Annotated in this window: 13 protein-coding genes and 1 riboswitch; of the genes, 4 read left to right on the top strand and 9 right to left on the bottom strand. The window is 58.0% G+C overall.

Annotated elements, in window-relative coordinates:
- Positions 1–3 precede the first annotated feature (3 nt).
- From NAT21_RS13120 to NAT21_RS13105, 4 genes are all read right to left on the bottom strand, one after another.
- On the bottom strand, positions 4–1,620 hold the full coding sequence (locus NAT21_RS13120) for an L-lactate permease (RefSeq protein WP_250939091.1): 1,617 nt from the start codon (positions 1,618–1,620) through the stop codon (positions 4–6).
- A gap of 119 nt (positions 1,621–1,739) precedes the next feature.
- Positions 1,740–2,606 (bottom strand): pirin family protein, encoded by an 867-nt coding sequence (locus NAT21_RS13115; RefSeq protein ID WP_250939089.1) that lies wholly within the window; start codon positions 2,604–2,606, stop codon positions 1,740–1,742.
- A 140-nt stretch (positions 2,607–2,746) separates the two neighbouring features.
- Positions 2,747–3,232: a YajQ family cyclic di-GMP-binding protein gene (locus NAT21_RS13110; protein WP_250939087.1), complete on the bottom strand. Its 486-nt coding sequence runs from the start codon at positions 3,230–3,232 to the stop codon at positions 2,747–2,749.
- A gap of 167 nt (positions 3,233–3,399) precedes the next feature.
- Positions 3,400–4,779 (bottom strand): SPFH domain-containing protein, encoded by a 1,380-nt coding sequence (locus NAT21_RS13105; protein ID WP_250939085.1) that lies wholly within the window; start codon positions 4,777–4,779, stop codon positions 3,400–3,402.
- Between the two features lie 436 nt (positions 4,780–5,215).
- A riboswitch (TPP riboswitch) is annotated at positions 5,216–5,339 on the top strand.
- Positions 5,340–5,409: 70 nt separating this feature from the next.
- Here NAT21_RS13105 and thiC point away from each other — a divergent pair.
- Both thiC and mqo read left to right on the top strand, forming a co-directional pair.
- A complete protein-coding gene (gene thiC, locus NAT21_RS13100) occupies positions 5,410–7,296 on the top strand; it encodes a phosphomethylpyrimidine synthase ThiC (protein ID WP_250939083.1) in 1,887 nt (628 codons plus the stop codon).
- A 391-nt stretch (positions 7,297–7,687) separates the two neighbouring features.
- On the top strand, positions 7,688–9,181 hold the full coding sequence (gene mqo, locus NAT21_RS13095; RefSeq protein ID WP_250939081.1) for a malate dehydrogenase (quinone): 1,494 nt from the start codon (positions 7,688–7,690) through the stop codon (positions 9,179–9,181).
- Between the two features lie 94 nt (positions 9,182–9,275).
- On the opposite strand, the gene pdxR is transcribed toward mqo, so the two are convergent.
- Entirely contained in the window at positions 9,276–10,757 is a 1,482-nt protein-coding gene (gene pdxR, locus NAT21_RS13090) for a MocR-like pyridoxine biosynthesis transcription factor PdxR (RefSeq protein ID WP_250939079.1), read from the bottom strand.
- Between the two features lie 108 nt (positions 10,758–10,865).
- On the opposite strand from pdxR, the gene NAT21_RS13085 reads away from it, so the two are divergent.
- On the top strand, positions 10,866–11,543 hold the full coding sequence (locus tag NAT21_RS13085; protein WP_250939077.1) for a pyridoxamine 5'-phosphate oxidase family protein: 678 nt from the start codon (positions 10,866–10,868) through the stop codon (positions 11,541–11,543).
- 82 nt (positions 11,544–11,625) lie between these two features.
- Here NAT21_RS13085 and NAT21_RS13080 read toward each other — a convergent pair whose 3' ends face one another.
- The 3 genes from NAT21_RS13080 to NAT21_RS13070 are packed head-to-tail and all read right to left on the bottom strand — an operon-like array spanning position 11,626 to position 13,205.
- On the bottom strand, positions 11,626–11,892 hold the full coding sequence (locus NAT21_RS13080) for a hypothetical protein (RefSeq protein ID WP_250939075.1): 267 nt from the start codon (positions 11,890–11,892) through the stop codon (positions 11,626–11,628).
- A complete protein-coding gene (locus tag NAT21_RS13075) occupies positions 11,889–12,383 on the bottom strand; it encodes a hypothetical protein (protein ID WP_250939073.1) in 495 nt (164 codons plus the stop codon). The genes NAT21_RS13080 and NAT21_RS13075 overlap by 4 nt, the downstream gene beginning before the upstream one ends.
- A gap of 57 nt (positions 12,384–12,440) precedes the next feature.
- Positions 12,441–13,205 carry an alpha/beta fold hydrolase gene (locus NAT21_RS13070; protein WP_250939071.1) on the bottom strand — a complete coding sequence of 255 codons (765 nt, stop codon included), beginning with the start codon at positions 13,203–13,205 and terminating at the stop codon, positions 12,441–12,443.
- Positions 13,206–13,800: 595 nt separating this feature from the next.
- Between NAT21_RS13070 and NAT21_RS13065 the strand changes: the two genes are divergently transcribed.
- Positions 13,801–14,355, top strand: a complete 555-nt coding sequence (locus tag NAT21_RS13065; protein WP_250939069.1) for an RNA 2'-phosphotransferase — start codon at positions 13,801–13,803, stop codon at positions 14,353–14,355.
- Between the two features lie 54 nt (positions 14,356–14,409).
- On the opposite strand, the gene NAT21_RS13060 is transcribed toward NAT21_RS13065, so the two are convergent.
- Positions 14,410–14,778, bottom strand: a complete 369-nt coding sequence (locus tag NAT21_RS13060; protein WP_250939068.1) for a hypothetical protein — start codon at positions 14,776–14,778, stop codon at positions 14,410–14,412.
- Between the last annotated feature and the right edge of the window lie 7 nt (positions 14,779–14,785).

Here is a 14,785-nt window from a genome sequence, read left to right as displayed (position 1 = left end):
CGCCTATAGCAGCGATAGCGCCAGCGTGCATGCCCCGGCATAGGCCAGTAGCCACAGACTGTATTTCAGAGTCAGTCGCATGATGGCCGACTCCTGCCCAACCAGCCCCACCGCACCGGCCGCAATCGCAATCGACTGCGGCGAAATCACCTTGGCCATGACCCCGCCACTGGTATTGGCAACCACCAGTAGCGCAGAGGCAATATCCAGCTGCTCGGCGGTAACGGCCTGCAAATGGGCAAACAGTACATTGTTGTTGACCACGGACCCGGTAATGAATACGCCCAGCCAGCCGATGCCCGGTGAAATCAGCGGGAAGGCCCGCCCGGCTTCTGCCAGCGCCAGCCCGAGCGTCGAGGATGTACCGGAGAAGTTGGCCACGTACGCCACGGCCATGACCAGGCAGATCGTCATCAACGGTGTGCGCAGCTCGGTCAGGGTAGCCTTTAATTGGTTCATGGCGTCGCTCGCCCTGAGGCCTCGTGTCACGGCGACGGTGATCATGACGGACAGCAGAATGGCCGAACCGGCCGCCCCGACGATATCCAGCGTCCAGACGGCAGGCAGCGGATGAACGGCCGCGGCAATGGGCGGCTGTTCAGCCACCGCACGATCAAGCCAGGGCACTGGAAGACGGACAACGGCTTCCGACAGCGCGCCCCCCTGGGCCCACAGTGCCTTGAACCAGGGCAGGCTCCAGACAAGAATAACGCCGGTCAGAATGTAAAACGGCGACCACGCCAGAAGCACCGCTCTTGCGCTGAAGCGACCGGCAGCCGGTGCCGGTGCGCCCTCTACCCGATAAACTCGCCGCGGCCGCCAGACCCGCATGAGCAGCGCCAGCCCGCCCATGGTGACGACCGGAGGAAGAATATCCACCAGCTCGGGGCCCAGCAGGTAAAGAGTGGCGGACTGCAGCCCTGAAAACAGAATGCCAACCAGCACAACGGCCGGCCAGGTTTCCCGCAGTCCACGCACCCCATCAAGGATCAGCACCAGCAACGCCGGAATGAAGAGCGTTGCCAGCTGCAGGATGACGATCAGCATCGGGGCCAGATCAAACGGTGTCAGACCGGCCTGGCGCGCCCCGACAATGATGGGAATACCAATGGCACCGTAGCCCCCTGCAGCGGCATTGGCGACCAGACACAGCATCGCAGCGCGAAGGGGCTTGAAGCCCAGTTCCACCAACAGCGCCGCACAAATGGCAATCGGCACGCCAAACCCCGCAGCCCCTTCCAGAAACCCGCCGAAGCAGAAGGCAATCAGCAGCACCTGAATACGCTGATCCGTGGAAATACCGGCAATGCTGCCACGGATGATATCGAACTTGCCGCTTTTGACTGCCAGCCGATACAACCAGACCGCCATCACCACGATATACCCCACCGGCCACAGACCGTTGGCGATCCCCAGCAAAGCCGACATCACAATCGCCGGCATCGGCATGTGAAACAACAGCGCCGCCATCAGCGCCGACATGACCAGCGTCACGGCAGCCGCTGTCAGCGCCTTCCATTTCAGCAGCGTCAGGGCAAGCAGGAAAAAGACAATCGGCAATGCAGCCACGCATGCCGACAGTACGGCATGGTTCAAGGGGTCATAATGTTGATACCACACGGCGCAGCTCCTCGCGGGAAGACGACATGACTCGGCACGGACCTTCAAATAACTCTACTAAAGTATAATCCGAACAAGTGGTCCCGCGACTGCGCCCTGTTGTCACGCCCCGGCCCCCGTCAAGGAGTCAGCCCACCGAACCGGCCGGCGTAATAGTCGTCGATGGCCACCTGGATTTCCTCAGGGTACGTCATCACAAACGGCCCCCTGGCAGTGACCGGCTCATCAATGACATCGCCATGGCCAAACAGCAGCGTGGTGTGCTCCTGCGCCGTCAGAGTCAGCGCGTCCCCGGTGCGGTCAAGCTCGATCAGGTGGTGCGTCTTCAGTACATCTCCCTCAAGGGAAGCCGCCCCCCTGACCATGTATAAAAAGACGGCCCGCCCGGCAGGAGCCGGCAGCGTTACCCGGGCCCCGGGCACCAGCGTTACCGTACTCATGAAGATACCGGTCAGGGAGTCCACCGGCCCGGCATGCGTTTCCCACGCACCGGCAATCAATTGCAGTGTCACACCGGATGCCGGCGAGATGACAGGCACCTCATCCCGGCTCAATCCCTGGTAGCGGGGAGGCGACATTTTCAGCCGAGCCGGCAGGTTGATCCACAGCTGCAGTATCTCGAGCGCGCCCCCCTCCGCCATGAATGACGGCGGAGAGACCTCGGCATGGACAATGCCACTGCCAGCGGTCATCCACTGAACCCCGCCCGCCTCTATCACGCTGTGATGGTCCGCACTGTCGGCGTGGGCAAGTGCCCCCTCAAGGATAAACGTGACGGTTTCAAAGCCACGGTGCGGATGGGGCCCGAACGGCAGACCGGCATTGCCGGGCGGATAGGTTTGCGGCCCGTGGTGATTGAGAAAAAGAAACGGATCAAGCTGATCGATCCCGGGCCCCGGTAACGGCCGACGGGTAATCAGCGAGCCGATGTCATCGCGATGGGCCGGATACTGGTTGATTACTCGCCGTGATAAAAGCGTCGCCATGGGTCACCTCATGATGAATGGAAAGTAATGGGCGCGATGCCTTGTCGCACCGCTGACCGCAGGCACCTGCAAGCGCGCCGCCCCATACCGGGGCGGCGCGTTCGGAATCAATGCCAGGGATGCCCCTGCCTGTCAGACATCTAGTCGCGGAAATTGTTGAACTGCAGCGGCAGATCCGGCCCCTGCTCGCCACGAAGCAGCGCCATGACCTGCTGAAGGTCATCACGCTTCTTGCCGGTCACGCGAACCTTGTCACCCTGTATGGCGGCCTGAACCTTGACCTTTGACGCCTTGATCTCCTTGACGATGCGCTTGGCATCCTCCTGCTCAAGTCCCTGCTTGAGGGTCACATCCTGACGGGCCTTGACGCCGGCCAGCTCGGGGTCCTTCACATCCATGCAGCGGGCATCGATGCTTCTGCTGATCAGCTTGTTACGCAGCACATCCAGCATCTGCTGCAGCTGGAAATCCACCTCGGCTTCAAGGTGAACCACCTCTCCCTCCAGGGTAAAGCTGGCCTTGACGCCCTTGAAGTCAAAACGGGTCTGTATCTCTCGATTGGCCTGATCCACCGCATTGGCAGCTTCATGTTTATCAAACTCGGAGACGATATCGAAAGACGGCATGGTTAAAATCCTTTGAACGGCAGCATGAAAGATGGGCGGTACGACATTTGAGCGTTAAAAAAGGCGCCCGCACACGATAGCGGGCGCCGAGCTCCAGTTTTAAACATGACTATAACAAAGCCCTACCAGGGCAATCACAGCGTTTTTGATATGTTGCACAAAAGGAATCAAGGCGCCTCGTCCTTTTGAAGCTGCTTCAACGCACCAAGCGTCGTAAACACATCAAGACTGCTCAACGGCGCACCCGAACCCGCTCCGCCAGCCACATAGTAATCAGGCATATCAATAGTCGTATCTTTAAGGGCTGGGTACATGACTCGTGCAATATCACGCTGAATTTCGGCCAGGTAGATGTCCTTTGCCTGCTGACGTGCCTGCAAACGCGCTCGGGTCACATCGGCCTCGGCAAGCCCCTTTTCGCGAATGGCTTTCGCTGCATAGGTTGCAGCGTCTGCATTGGCCTTTTGAATATCGCGCTCTGACCGCGCCACTTCGAGCTCTTTCTGCTTTTCAAGCACAGCGACCGCTTTTTCCTTCTCCTTGCGCACCTGCTCGACCCTGGCCTGCTGCTCTTCCATCGCGACCTCACGCTGCTTTGCAATAATGGCCAGCTCCTTGGTGCGCTGAGCATCCTGAATCGCGCGCGCCCTTTCGATTTCCTTTTCAAGCTGCGCTGTCTTGGCTTCGGCGCGGGCGGTTTCCTGCGCTTGAATCGCCGTGATGCGCTTGGCAACAAGCGCCTTTTTCTGACTCAAAAGCTCATCCAGGCGCTGCTCCGGAACAGGACGACCGATCGTGACCTGTCGAACCTGAATACCGTACGATTCCAACGGGTTAGCCAGGCGCCGAGCCTGGCCTGACTTATCCTTTAAAATGATGTTCTTCCAGACGAGTTGGCGCCTGTTTTCGAGTCGGTCGCCATCGCCATTGACCGAGGAAACGGCAGCAATATCTGTCTGCTCAACTTCGACCCGACGGCGCTCGGTTTCATACAACCCGTTTTGAAGCTGATCTTCCAGCTGAACCTTGAACTTGTTGAGTCCACCCTGAAAGAACTCTTCGCCGGTGTACTGCGTACCGGTCACGACCGTGACGTTTTTGGCATTTTTGATCAAAAGCGAATCGATCAGATTGTCAAATCCGCGAAATTCGCGGTGCATAGCGATAATTTTCTGAGGATCGGAAGATAGTCTGAAGCGGAACGTGGCCGGAATTCGAGACGTATACGTGTCCGCGAACTGAACCTGCACCTCGGGAAGCTCACGTGTCGCTCGAACCTTTTCGCCGCTGTCTTGGTTGCCGAAGTTAAGCGTCATGGCCTGATCATAGACGTATACATTGGAGAACATGGGCACCTTGAAATGCACGCCAGGCTCGGTAAATACGCGTGTGGACCCAAACAGAGTGTCTTGAACAACATAGGTGTAGCCGAGTTCCGTCGTGAAAAAAGAGGCCAGAATCAAACAAAGCGCCACTAGCGAGGCGATGGCCAGCCCAACCACTTTTCGACCTCCAGACAGCAATTTCACTCCTGATGCCCAGAGCACGTTGCCCTTCCTTTCGTCATGATTATTATCGTCGTAGTCCACTTTTCATTCCCGGCGATCAAATAAAGCGGCGAAATCTAATAAAAACCCAACTAAAAAGGAAGATTCAATTTTATAAGTCGAAAGCATTAACCAGGCGTTTTCCACAACGTGCAATTACCCTCCTCCCTCTGCCAGAAAATCCATTCCCGCCGGCAGGTCACGTGCAGGCACATTTCGGTATTCACGATGGGCCAGCGTGGAGCTGATGGGTAGCGCGTCAGGGCCATGCCAAATGGCCGTAGCGGTTCCCCGTGGTGCTTTCCCATCAAGCGCTCATGCGCGTTTTTAGACATCGTTCAGATTCAATATCCCTTTGTGCAAGGTTAAGGCACCGAACAGGACTTGACCGTCCGGCGCCGAACAGCACAGACTGACCCGGCAATGGCCTGGCCATTGCTGCTTGACGGGGTGCCGGTGGAACCGGCTGAGATCACCTTACGTTGCCAGACAACGTCACGGTGGATCCCGATGAACCTGATCCGGCTAGTACCGGCGTAGGGATCAAGCGGCGATACCGTGCGTTTCGTGACGTCATTCGCCTTCCCGATCCTGCGCTCCAGCCGGCATTGATTGCCAATGGGAGCACACATGACTACCCCTCAGTTTCTGTCCGAATCCGCCCGCGTCGATGAGGCCGCGATTCAGCCGCTGCCCGCCTCTCGCAAGGTCTACCTTCAAGGGTCACGCGCCGATATTCAGGTGCCGTTTCGGGAAATCACCCTGTCGCCGACCACCACCTCACACGGCGTCGAGGAAAATCCCCCCGTGCTGGTCTACGACACCTCGGGCCCCTATACCGACCCCGGGGCCTTGATCGATATTCGAAAGGGCTTGCCGGAACTCCGCCGTACCTGGATCGATGAACGTGGTGATACCGAGCGTTTGAACGGTCTTTCCTCGAACTACGGCAGGCAGCGCGCCAACGATCCGCGCACCTCCACCCTTCGCTTTGACCTGAAACGAACGCCCTGCCGCGCAAAAGATGGCCGTAACGTCAGTCAGCTTCATTACGCTCGCAAGGGCATCGTGACGCCGGAAATGGAGTTCGTTGCGCTGCGGGAAAACCAGCGTCGCCAGGCCCTGGGCTCCGAAGAAGTAGAGCGCCTTTTGAACCAACAGCATGCGGGCGAGGGCTTTGGCGCGGTACTGCCGGAAGAAATCACGCCTGAGTTCGTGCGTGAGGAAATCGCGCGGGGCCGCGCGATCATCCCGGCCAACATCAACCACCCTGAAACCGAGCCGATGATCATCGGACGTAATTTCCTGGTGAAGATCAACGGCAACCTCGGCAACTCGGCGGTCACGTCCTCGATCGAGGAAGAGGTCGACAAGATGACCTGGGGCATCCGCTGGGGTGCAGATACCATCATGGATCTCTCGACGGGTCAGAACATCCACGAAACCCGGGAGTGGATTCTGCGCAATTCGCCGGTACCGATCGGCACGGTGCCGATCTATCAGGCGCTCGAAAAGGTGAATGGCGTGGCCGAACACCTGACCTGGGAGATCTTCCGCGACACCCTGATCGAGCAGGCCGAACAGGGCGTGGATTACTTCACCATTCACGCAGGCGTTCGATTGCATCACGTGCCGATGAGCGCCAGGCGGCTGACCGGTATCGTTTCCCGCGGCGGCTCGATCATGGCCAAGTGGTGCCTGGCCCATCATCAGGAAAGCTTCCTTTATACGCACTTCGAAGAGATCTGCGAGATCATGAAGGCCTATGACGTAGCCTTCTCGCTCGGCGATGGCCTGCGGCCCGGCTCCATTCATGATGCCAACGACGAAGCCCAGTTCGCCGAGCTTGAAACCCTGGGTGAGCTTACCCGGATCGCCTGGAAGCACGACGTTCAGGTGATGATCGAGGGGCCGGGGCATGTGCCGATGCACATGATCAAGGAAAACATGGACAAGCAGCTTGAGTGCTGTGATGAAGCGCCCTTCTATACCCTTGGGCCGCTGACCACCGACATCGCGCCGGGCTATGACCACATCACCTCCGGCATCGGCGCGGCGCAGATCGGCTGGTATGGCTGTGCGATGCTCTGCTACGTCACCCCGAAGGAACACCTCGGGTTGCCCAACAAGGATGACGTCAAGACCGGCATCATCACTTACAGGATCGCCGCTCACGCCGCGGATCTTGCCAAGGGCCATCCGGGCGCGCAGCGCCGGGACAACGCGCTGTCGAAAGCTCGGTTCGAGTTCCGCTGGGAAGACCAGTTCAACCTCGCCCTCGACCCGGATACCGCGCGCGCCTTCCATGATGAAACCCTGCCGAAGGATTCCGCCAAGGTGGCGCACTTCTGCTCGATGTGCGGACCGAAGTTCTGTTCGATGAAAATCAGCCAGGAAGTGCGCGACTACGCACGCGACAATAACCTCGACGGTGACGAGCAGGCCATGCGCGAGGGCATGAAGGAGCAGGCCGAGAAGTTCCGGCGTGAAGGCAGCCAGCTATATAATGAGGTCTGAACGCCGTTGAATTGCTGATTTGCATGTTCACCCCAGGACGCGTCGGCCGATAAACTCGGCAGACGCGTTTTTTCATGCCCCGGAGTTTTATCGATGCGGGAATGTGCTCATCGTGCGGTATCGGGAAATGCGCTTTGAATCCAAAGGAAAAGAAGCGCAAAATATTTCCATGGTGCACTGCACACAGGCTATTATTCCTGCGGCATGGTGTCACCTGTGCCGGAAAGATCGTTTTGTATCATGACGATGCAGGAAACCATGACCGGCAGAAGATGACGGCAAACGCACACGCCGGATAGAGTTTCGGAAGATAGTGCACAGGCAGCGCCCAGGAGGCTGCCCACCTGTGATCTCGGCCACGTAATTTCAGGATCTTACATTGACACACGTTATGGATGAGTCCGTAGATATTGTTCTGGTAGGTGCCGGCGTCATGAGCGCGACTCTGGCAACCCTGCTTCAGGCCCTCGAACCCGAATCCAGAATTGAAATTCTGGAACGTCTGGATACGCCCGCCAGCGAAAGCTCCTTTGCCTGGAACAACGCAGGCACCGGTCACGCGGCGCTGTGCGAGCTGAACTATACCCCCCAGGCCCCGGATGGCAGCATCAACATCGACAAGGCCATCAGCATCAACACCATGTTCGAGGAATCCAAGCAGTTCTGGAGCTACTTTGTCGAGCAGGGCGATCTGGGCGACCCCGCCGACTTCATCCATCCCGTACCGCACATGAGCTTTGTGCGTGGCGAAAGCGATGCCAACTTCCTGCGTGCGCGTCATGAAGCCCTTCAGGCCCACCACTGCTTCGAGGATATGTCCTTCACTGAAGACCGTGAGCAGATTCGTGCCTGGGCACCGCTGCTGCTGGAAGGCCGGTCCGACGGTGAAAGGCTGGCCGCCACGCGGTCCGAAGGCGGCACCGACGTTGATTTCGGCGCCGTAACGCGCATGATGCTCAAGCGCCTTGAAGCCCTGCCGGACGAGCAGGTCAAGGTCAGCACCGGCCAGTCCGTCACCGACCTTTCCCGTGAAAGCGACGGCCGCTGGAAAATCGAATCAACCACGAGTGACGGGCGCAAGCGCGTTCTTCGCTCACGCTTTGTGTTCCTCGGCGCCGGTGGTGCTGCCCTGCACCTGCTGCAGAAAAGCGATATTCCCGAAGCCAGCGGCTATGGCGGCTTCCCGGTCAGTGGTCAGTGGCTGCGCTGCGACAAGCCGGAAATCGTCAAACAGCACCTCGCCAAGGTCTACAGCAAGGCTTCCGTCGGCTCGCCGCCCATGTCCGTGCCCCACCTGGACACCCGTAATGTCGATGGCTCCCCATCCCTGTTGTTCGGCCCCTATGCGGGCTTTACCACCAAATTCCTCAAGACCGGTTCCGTGTTTGATCTGGTGAAATCCGTCAGCGGCTCCAATCTGTCGCCGATGCTTTCGGTAGCCAGAAACAATTTTGATCTGGTCAAGTACCTGGTAGAACAGGTGCGCCAGACGCACAGCCAGCGTGTTGATGCCCTGCGTGACTTCTATCCGGATGCCAGGGATGAAGACTGGCGTATCGAGGTAGCAGGCCAGCGCGTTCAGATCATCAAGAAGGATCCGGAGAAGGGCGGCATTCTGCAGTTCGGCACCGAAGTGGTCGCTGCAGGTGACGGCTCGCTCGCGGCCCTGCTGGGCGCCTCTCCCGGCGCCTCGACGGCCACGTCAATCATGCTTGGGCTGCTCGAGCGGTGCTTCCCCGAGAAGGCTCGCTCCCCCGAATGGCAGGCCGTTCTCAATGAGATCGTACCGGTTCGGGCAGGCACACTGGCCACTGATGCCGATCAGCTTCGCCAGGTACGCCATCGCACGCACCAGACGCTCAAGATCAACGACCCTACCGCCTGACGCCAGCCAGATGGCAGGCGTCATGGTGCCGGGCAATATGCCCGGCACCATGGCAGTACTCACCGCCCCTGCTGATACACCACCTTCCCTGCCTTCAGGCCGATGCATCTGCCCTGATCAGATAACGCTTCAATGCCGTCACCATGCAGGACATGGCCGCCATTGATGGCGCCGTAAACCCCAGAATGAACCCCTGGCTATCGGCGGACTCGCCCACAAAATGCAATGACAGGGGCTGCAACCGAATGCCCTCATTCATCAAGTCGCGTGCCACCATCTGATCACGCGTCGCCGTTTCCGACAGCCGGCCAGACGCCGATACGGCCTCCCTGAAACGTATCACGACGTGCATGCCGCCCGAGGGCGCCTGCCAGTCAAACCAGGGCCGTAAATGCTGGTCCAGCAGCCGCAGCAACTCATCCCTCTTCTGCCGGTAATGCCGTCGCATGCGGTTGATGTGGCGCGCAAACTCGCCATTGTTGATGAATTCAGCCACTACCGGCTGCATCGGCAGGGCCGCAGAACCACCCAATTGCCGGCGACTTTCCAGAAGTGTGCTGTAACAGGCAGGGGGGGACACGATAAACCCCAGCCTGAGGCCTCGGAAAAGTACCTTGGAAAGACTACCCACCAGGAAGGTCCGTTCGGACACATCGGCCTGCATCATGGGCACCGTGCTCCTGCCGCTATAGACGAACTCATTGTCGTAGTCGTCCTCAATCAGCCAGCACCGTCGTTGCTGCAGCAGCGCAAGCCATTGCTGCCGACGCGCCCGGCCCAGGCTGATCCCTGTCGGGTACTGGCGGTTAGGGGTCAACAGCACAATGGGCGCGGCACCGGTGAGCGTTTCATCGGGCAGGCAGCAGCCCTCCTCATCCACCGGCAGGACCATGGATGCCCGAGCACTGCCTTCAGGCCGCCAGCTTTCCAGCAGTCGATGAATGGGGGGATACGCCGGGTTTTCCGTTATCCACGCACTGCCGGGGCTGAGTGACGCCAGCGCGTGCCTCAACAGCGTCAGGGCATCACGGTTGCCTGCGGTAATCAGAATCTGCTGCGGGCTACAGGCAAGCCCTCTGAGCTGATACAGATAATCCGAGATCGCCTGTTTGAGGTCGGGCAGTCCGGTGGGGCAACTGTCATCCAGTACCCGAGGGTCTACCGACGCCCAGCTGGTACGAAGGCTTCTGAGCCAGGCCTTTTCAGGAAACCGGCCAGCATCACTGGTGGAACTGAAACCGATGACCGAGGGTGGTGGCGTTTCCCCCGTGTCACTATCGCCCACTACGGGCCGGGACGACTGAGTGATATACCCCGCCTGCTCGGCCACGAATACACCACTCTTGTGCTTACTGACCAGCACGCCCTGAGCGATGAGCTGATCATAGGCGTTCACCACCGTACTTCTGGAGATGCCCAGGCTTGAAGCCAGCACTCGACTACCGGGCAGCCGGTCATGCGCCTTCAGTTTACCCTGGGTGATGAACTCCACGATCTGATCAATAAGCTGACGATAGAAATGACCGCCCTGCCCCTGCAGGGAAAAGTTCAGGCTGACAATGGCAGTACGCGACATGGGAGCGCACCAGTCTGGACGGGTAAAATGATTCAAAAGTGGCCATGTTTCAGCATGCCTGCTGCCGGTAAAGTCGGACAGGACACCGACAGGCACAAGAGGTATACCATGACACCAGATACCCCGTTAACACACGCTGTACCGCCGACGCTGAGCGCCACGCCACTGACGACGGTCAAGCGTGGCCGTGGCAGGGCCATCGATGATGGGCAGGCACTGCTGGATTTCATTGACCAGACGCTGATCTGTCATGTGGGGTTTGTGGTTAACGGGCAGCCCCGTGTGATCCCCACCTGCCACTGGCGCGATGGAAACCATCTCTACTGGCACGGCCATGGCAAGGCCGCCAATATCGTGAGTGCAGCTCACTCGGCTCAAAAGGTATGTGTGACCATTTCACACCTGGATGGCCTGGTGATGGCCCGCTCGGCCTTTCATCATTCGGCCAACTACCGTGCCGCCATGATCTACGGCGTGCCCGAGGCTGTGACCGATCCGGAGCAGAAAAAACATCAGTTCGAGCGATTCGTCGAAAAGATAAGCCCGGGGCGCTGGCCCCTGCTGCGCCCGGTAACCGACAGTGAAACCCGGGCAACGGGCATACTGCGTATCAAACTCGACGAGGCTTCAATGAAGGTACGGGCTGACGGCGTACTGGATGATGACGCCGATCGGGACTGGCCGGTGTGGGCAGGCGTACTGCCGGTGGCGCCCAAGTGCCACCCCCCTGAGCAGGATGCGAAGCAGACAGCAGCGTATGCGCCGCCGGCCTGGCCTGCGATGTGAGGGGGCGCGTCGGCCTGGCGTCCCGCCCTTCACGAAAAAGCCCGGCACTGCATGCCGGGCTTTTTCATGGCACCACGACGGGCTACCGAAATGGCAGCCGCCGCGTCAAAAAGATACCGAAGACCACAATCAACATGCCGGGCAGGGTCAGTACGGCGTAGGTCATCTCACGAGTGACCGGCAGAAACCCGTGCCAGTTCTGGATGAAAACCGGCAGGATGATCATCAACAGCCCACCCAGCATCGTTAGCGAGCTGACAGCGTAACCTCTGATAAACAGCGTCATCGCCGCCACCAGCAACGCAATGGTCGCGGTGACCAGCGCCATGCCCAAAAAGGCCAGAATCATGAGCGCACCTCCGCGGTATCACGTGGTTTGGACGCGGTCATGAACGCCATGGCCAGCACCGTCAGTGCGATCATCATCACGGCTACGCCTGCAATCAACAGCAATACCTCAGCCTCCAGATACAACCGGTAGATGGGCAGTGACCCCAGAGAGGCGATCAACGCCTTGTTCTCGACAAAACTCATCCACTCTACGGGCTGATCCGACATCAATATCTGCACCCCATACACCGTATCCCCGGCGAGTATCAAAAAGGCCACTCCTACAAACACACTGAGAATGCCCTTGCCACGGCGCCACAGCGACATGGCCCAGCCGGCAATCAACGCAAGCGACAGGCCGAGTATGATCGTCGCCTCAATCGGCGACTGAAGCATGGCCCGAAACACCGCCTGCACTTCGTTGTAATCTGTCGAGATCAGCGGCACATCTGCCGACGCCGCCGCACTCCATCCCAACAGGCCCATAAAACCGATCCACTTCCACATCATCGTTTCATTCCTCTCTGCCCAGGCGACCAAGCCTAAAGCAATCACGAGGTTATGCAATCAGGCACCTCGCCGCACCTCATCCACCCCGGCAATGGCATTGAGCCGCGCCGCCAGTTGCTCGGGCATTTCCATCGGCAACAGATGCCCCATGCCCTCATAAACCTCAAGCGAGCCACGGGCCAGATGGGGCATTACCGCCTCGCGCTGCACCGAGGGCGGTAGAGAGGGATCCCTGTCGCCCACCAGTACCCAGGCCGGCATGTTCAGTATACCCACCACCTCCGCCCAGTCCTCGGCATAAGTGGCCGCCGGCCACGCCCGCCAGGCCGCCGGGTGCGCCGTCATCGCGTCCTCCACGGCCTGCTCATACAGGTCCGGAGCAATGTCTACGCCAATCGCCCCGTCAATGAATTCACGGGCACTTTCAACACTGAAATCAAAGCCCAACTGAAACTCAAGCTCCTCCTCACTGACCGGCTGTGGCCCGGGTGGCGCCGGCGCCACCAGCACCAGCGACTGAAGCCAGGCAGGCTGCTGCGCGGCCAGCGTCATCGCGATACGCCCGGAAAAGGAGTGCCCGACCAGAATCACATTATCAAGCGCCAGGCGCTCGATGGCGTCCTGCACGTGCCGGGTCATCGCGGCCACATCGTAGCCTTCCACATCATGGGCGGTGCCAAAACCTGGCATGTCCAGCGTCACCACCCGCAGGGAATCATCCAGCCGCGATACCACCCCATCCCACTCGCGGTGAGAACTGCCAAAAAAATGCATCAGCACCAGCGCCGGTGCACCCTGGCCGCGATCCATTGCAATCATCATTCGAAGACATCCTGTCCGTGAAAAAGAACTCTCAGCATAGAAGGAGGGCGACGAACGGCAAAGGACAGAAAGAACACAAGGCCGCATCCATGGCTAGAGCTGGCTGCTCTGCTGATGGGGCGAGGAGTGGGTAATATCGCCACCTCTGTCAGGGCCATGTCACCGTCGGCGGCAAGGCACGTCTTCTGATAGACCTGATAGTTTCCGCTGACAATGCGCGGGTTGTGCTATTCAGCCGACGGAATTCGATGGTGTCATTATTGGCGGGATCGGAGAACCGACAGACAATGAGGACAATCTGCCACATGAAGTGCACCTACCATATGTCAGCATGACTCGTCCACGTCGAGAGCTACTGATCACCGACAGTAGCAGTGACTGGTTCACTAGATCGGCTTCATGAGATGAACTCGATCTATTGTAATCGATAGCTTGCCTCAGATTCAGGACTTTAAAACATGCTGACCATGTTTGTTCAGCTGGATCTCCAGCTCTAAAAAATCATTTTTAATGAAGATTGCTTGAGAGGCACCCTCAGACACAGGCAATATGCGGATAAATTCACGATAAAAAATTGTCGATACGTAAAGCAGCCATGAACGCCAAAACACTCAATGAGGTCAGCAGATTTCTCAGCTATGTTTTGAGACACGAGCCCCAGTCAATCGGCTTGCAGCTAGACAGCGAGGGCTGGGCAGATGTCGAATCCTTAATAGCCGGTGCAGCTAAAGATGGGCGAGTTTTAGATATTGGCCTGATTCAGGCTGTCGTCAGCAGCAGCGATAAAAAACGCTTTAGCATTTCAGATGACGGACAACATATCCGTGCCGTGCAAGGCCATTCAACCGCCAGCGTAAACCTTCAACACGTAGGAAAAGAACCTCCTGAATTCCTTTACCATGGTACTGCGACACGCTTCCTTGAATCGATCCAGCAGCAAGGATTGATCGCAGGCTCTCGCCACCATGTGCACCTGTCGCAAAACATAACTACGGCCATTACTGTTGGGCAGCGCCATGGAAAGCCTGTGGTACTAAAAATTAAGGCCCTTCGAATGCATCAAAAGGGCTTCAAATTCTTTCAGGCAGAGAATGGAGTTTGGTTAACTAGTCATGTGCCTGAAAAATTCTTATATGAATATGGACAGTGAGCTAACTGCTCATAGCCTCAATTTTTAAACAGAAAATACGCGCCCTCTCAAAAATCAGTCCTGGAGAGCATCGTAGAGCCAAGCCTCAAAGTTCGGTAGCTCATAAACTCGCTCTTTGTTGCCTAGATCAATAACGATAACCTTAGGGTCGCCACTTGAGTCATCACCATCAAAAAAAGCAGCATCATCATTTAGCTGAGCAAAAGGTATTAGGTTTCTCCCTTCCAAACCCAACCACTCACTATAACTTCCCCGCAATTTCCACGACAACTGACCACCATCCGTGCACGCATCGTCAAACCACCAAGGAAAATCTTTAGGCAGATCAATAGACTTGGCAAAGCCCAAATATCTACTGGGATATTTAAAGCCAGTAGGCAATTGATCGACAGAATAAGTACAAAACCTCACCTGCATTTTCATCACCTCG

Origin of the sequence: Larsenimonas rhizosphaerae (assembly GCF_023700005.1) — a bacterium.
Lineage (GTDB): Bacteria > Pseudomonadota > Gammaproteobacteria > Pseudomonadales > Halomonadaceae > Larsenimonas > Larsenimonas rhizosphaerae.
This window is presented reverse-complemented; position numbering and strand designations above follow the sequence as displayed.

Excerpts from the sequence above, each read along its gene's own strand:
- NAT21_RS13115 (WP_250939089.1), bottom strand. The coding sequence starts at position 2,606 with ATGGCGACGCTTTTATCACGGCGAGTAATCAACCAGTATCCGGCCCAT.
- NAT21_RS13110 (WP_250939087.1), bottom strand. The coding sequence starts at position 3,232 with ATGCCGTCTTTCGATATCGTCTCCGAGTTTGATAAACATGAAGCTGCC.
- thiC (WP_250939083.1), top strand. The coding sequence starts at position 5,410 with ATGACTACCCCTCAGTTTCTGTCCGAATCCGCCCGCGTCGATGAGGCC.
- mqo (WP_250939081.1), top strand. The coding sequence starts at position 7,688 with ATGGATGAGTCCGTAGATATTGTTCTGGTAGGTGCCGGCGTCATGAGC.
- pdxR (WP_250939079.1), bottom strand. The coding sequence starts at position 10,757 with ATGTCGCGTACTGCCATTGTCAGCCTGAACTTTTCCCTGCAGGGGCAG.
- NAT21_RS13085 (WP_250939077.1), top strand. The coding sequence starts at position 10,866 with ATGACACCAGATACCCCGTTAACACACGCTGTACCGCCGACGCTGAGC.
- NAT21_RS13080 (WP_250939075.1), bottom strand. The coding sequence starts at position 11,892 with ATGATTCTGGCCTTTTTGGGCATGGCGCTGGTCACCGCGACCATTGCG.
- NAT21_RS13075 (WP_250939073.1), bottom strand. The coding sequence starts at position 12,383 with ATGATGTGGAAGTGGATCGGTTTTATGGGCCTGTTGGGATGGAGTGCG.
- NAT21_RS13070 (WP_250939071.1), bottom strand. The coding sequence starts at position 13,205 with ATGATGATTGCAATGGATCGCGGCCAGGGTGCACCGGCGCTGGTGCTG.
- NAT21_RS13065 (WP_250939069.1), top strand. The coding sequence starts at position 13,801 with ATGAACGCCAAAACACTCAATGAGGTCAGCAGATTTCTCAGCTATGTT.
- NAT21_RS13060 (WP_250939068.1), bottom strand. The coding sequence starts at position 14,778 with ATGAAAATGCAGGTGAGGTTTTGTACTTATTCTGTCGATCAATTGCCT.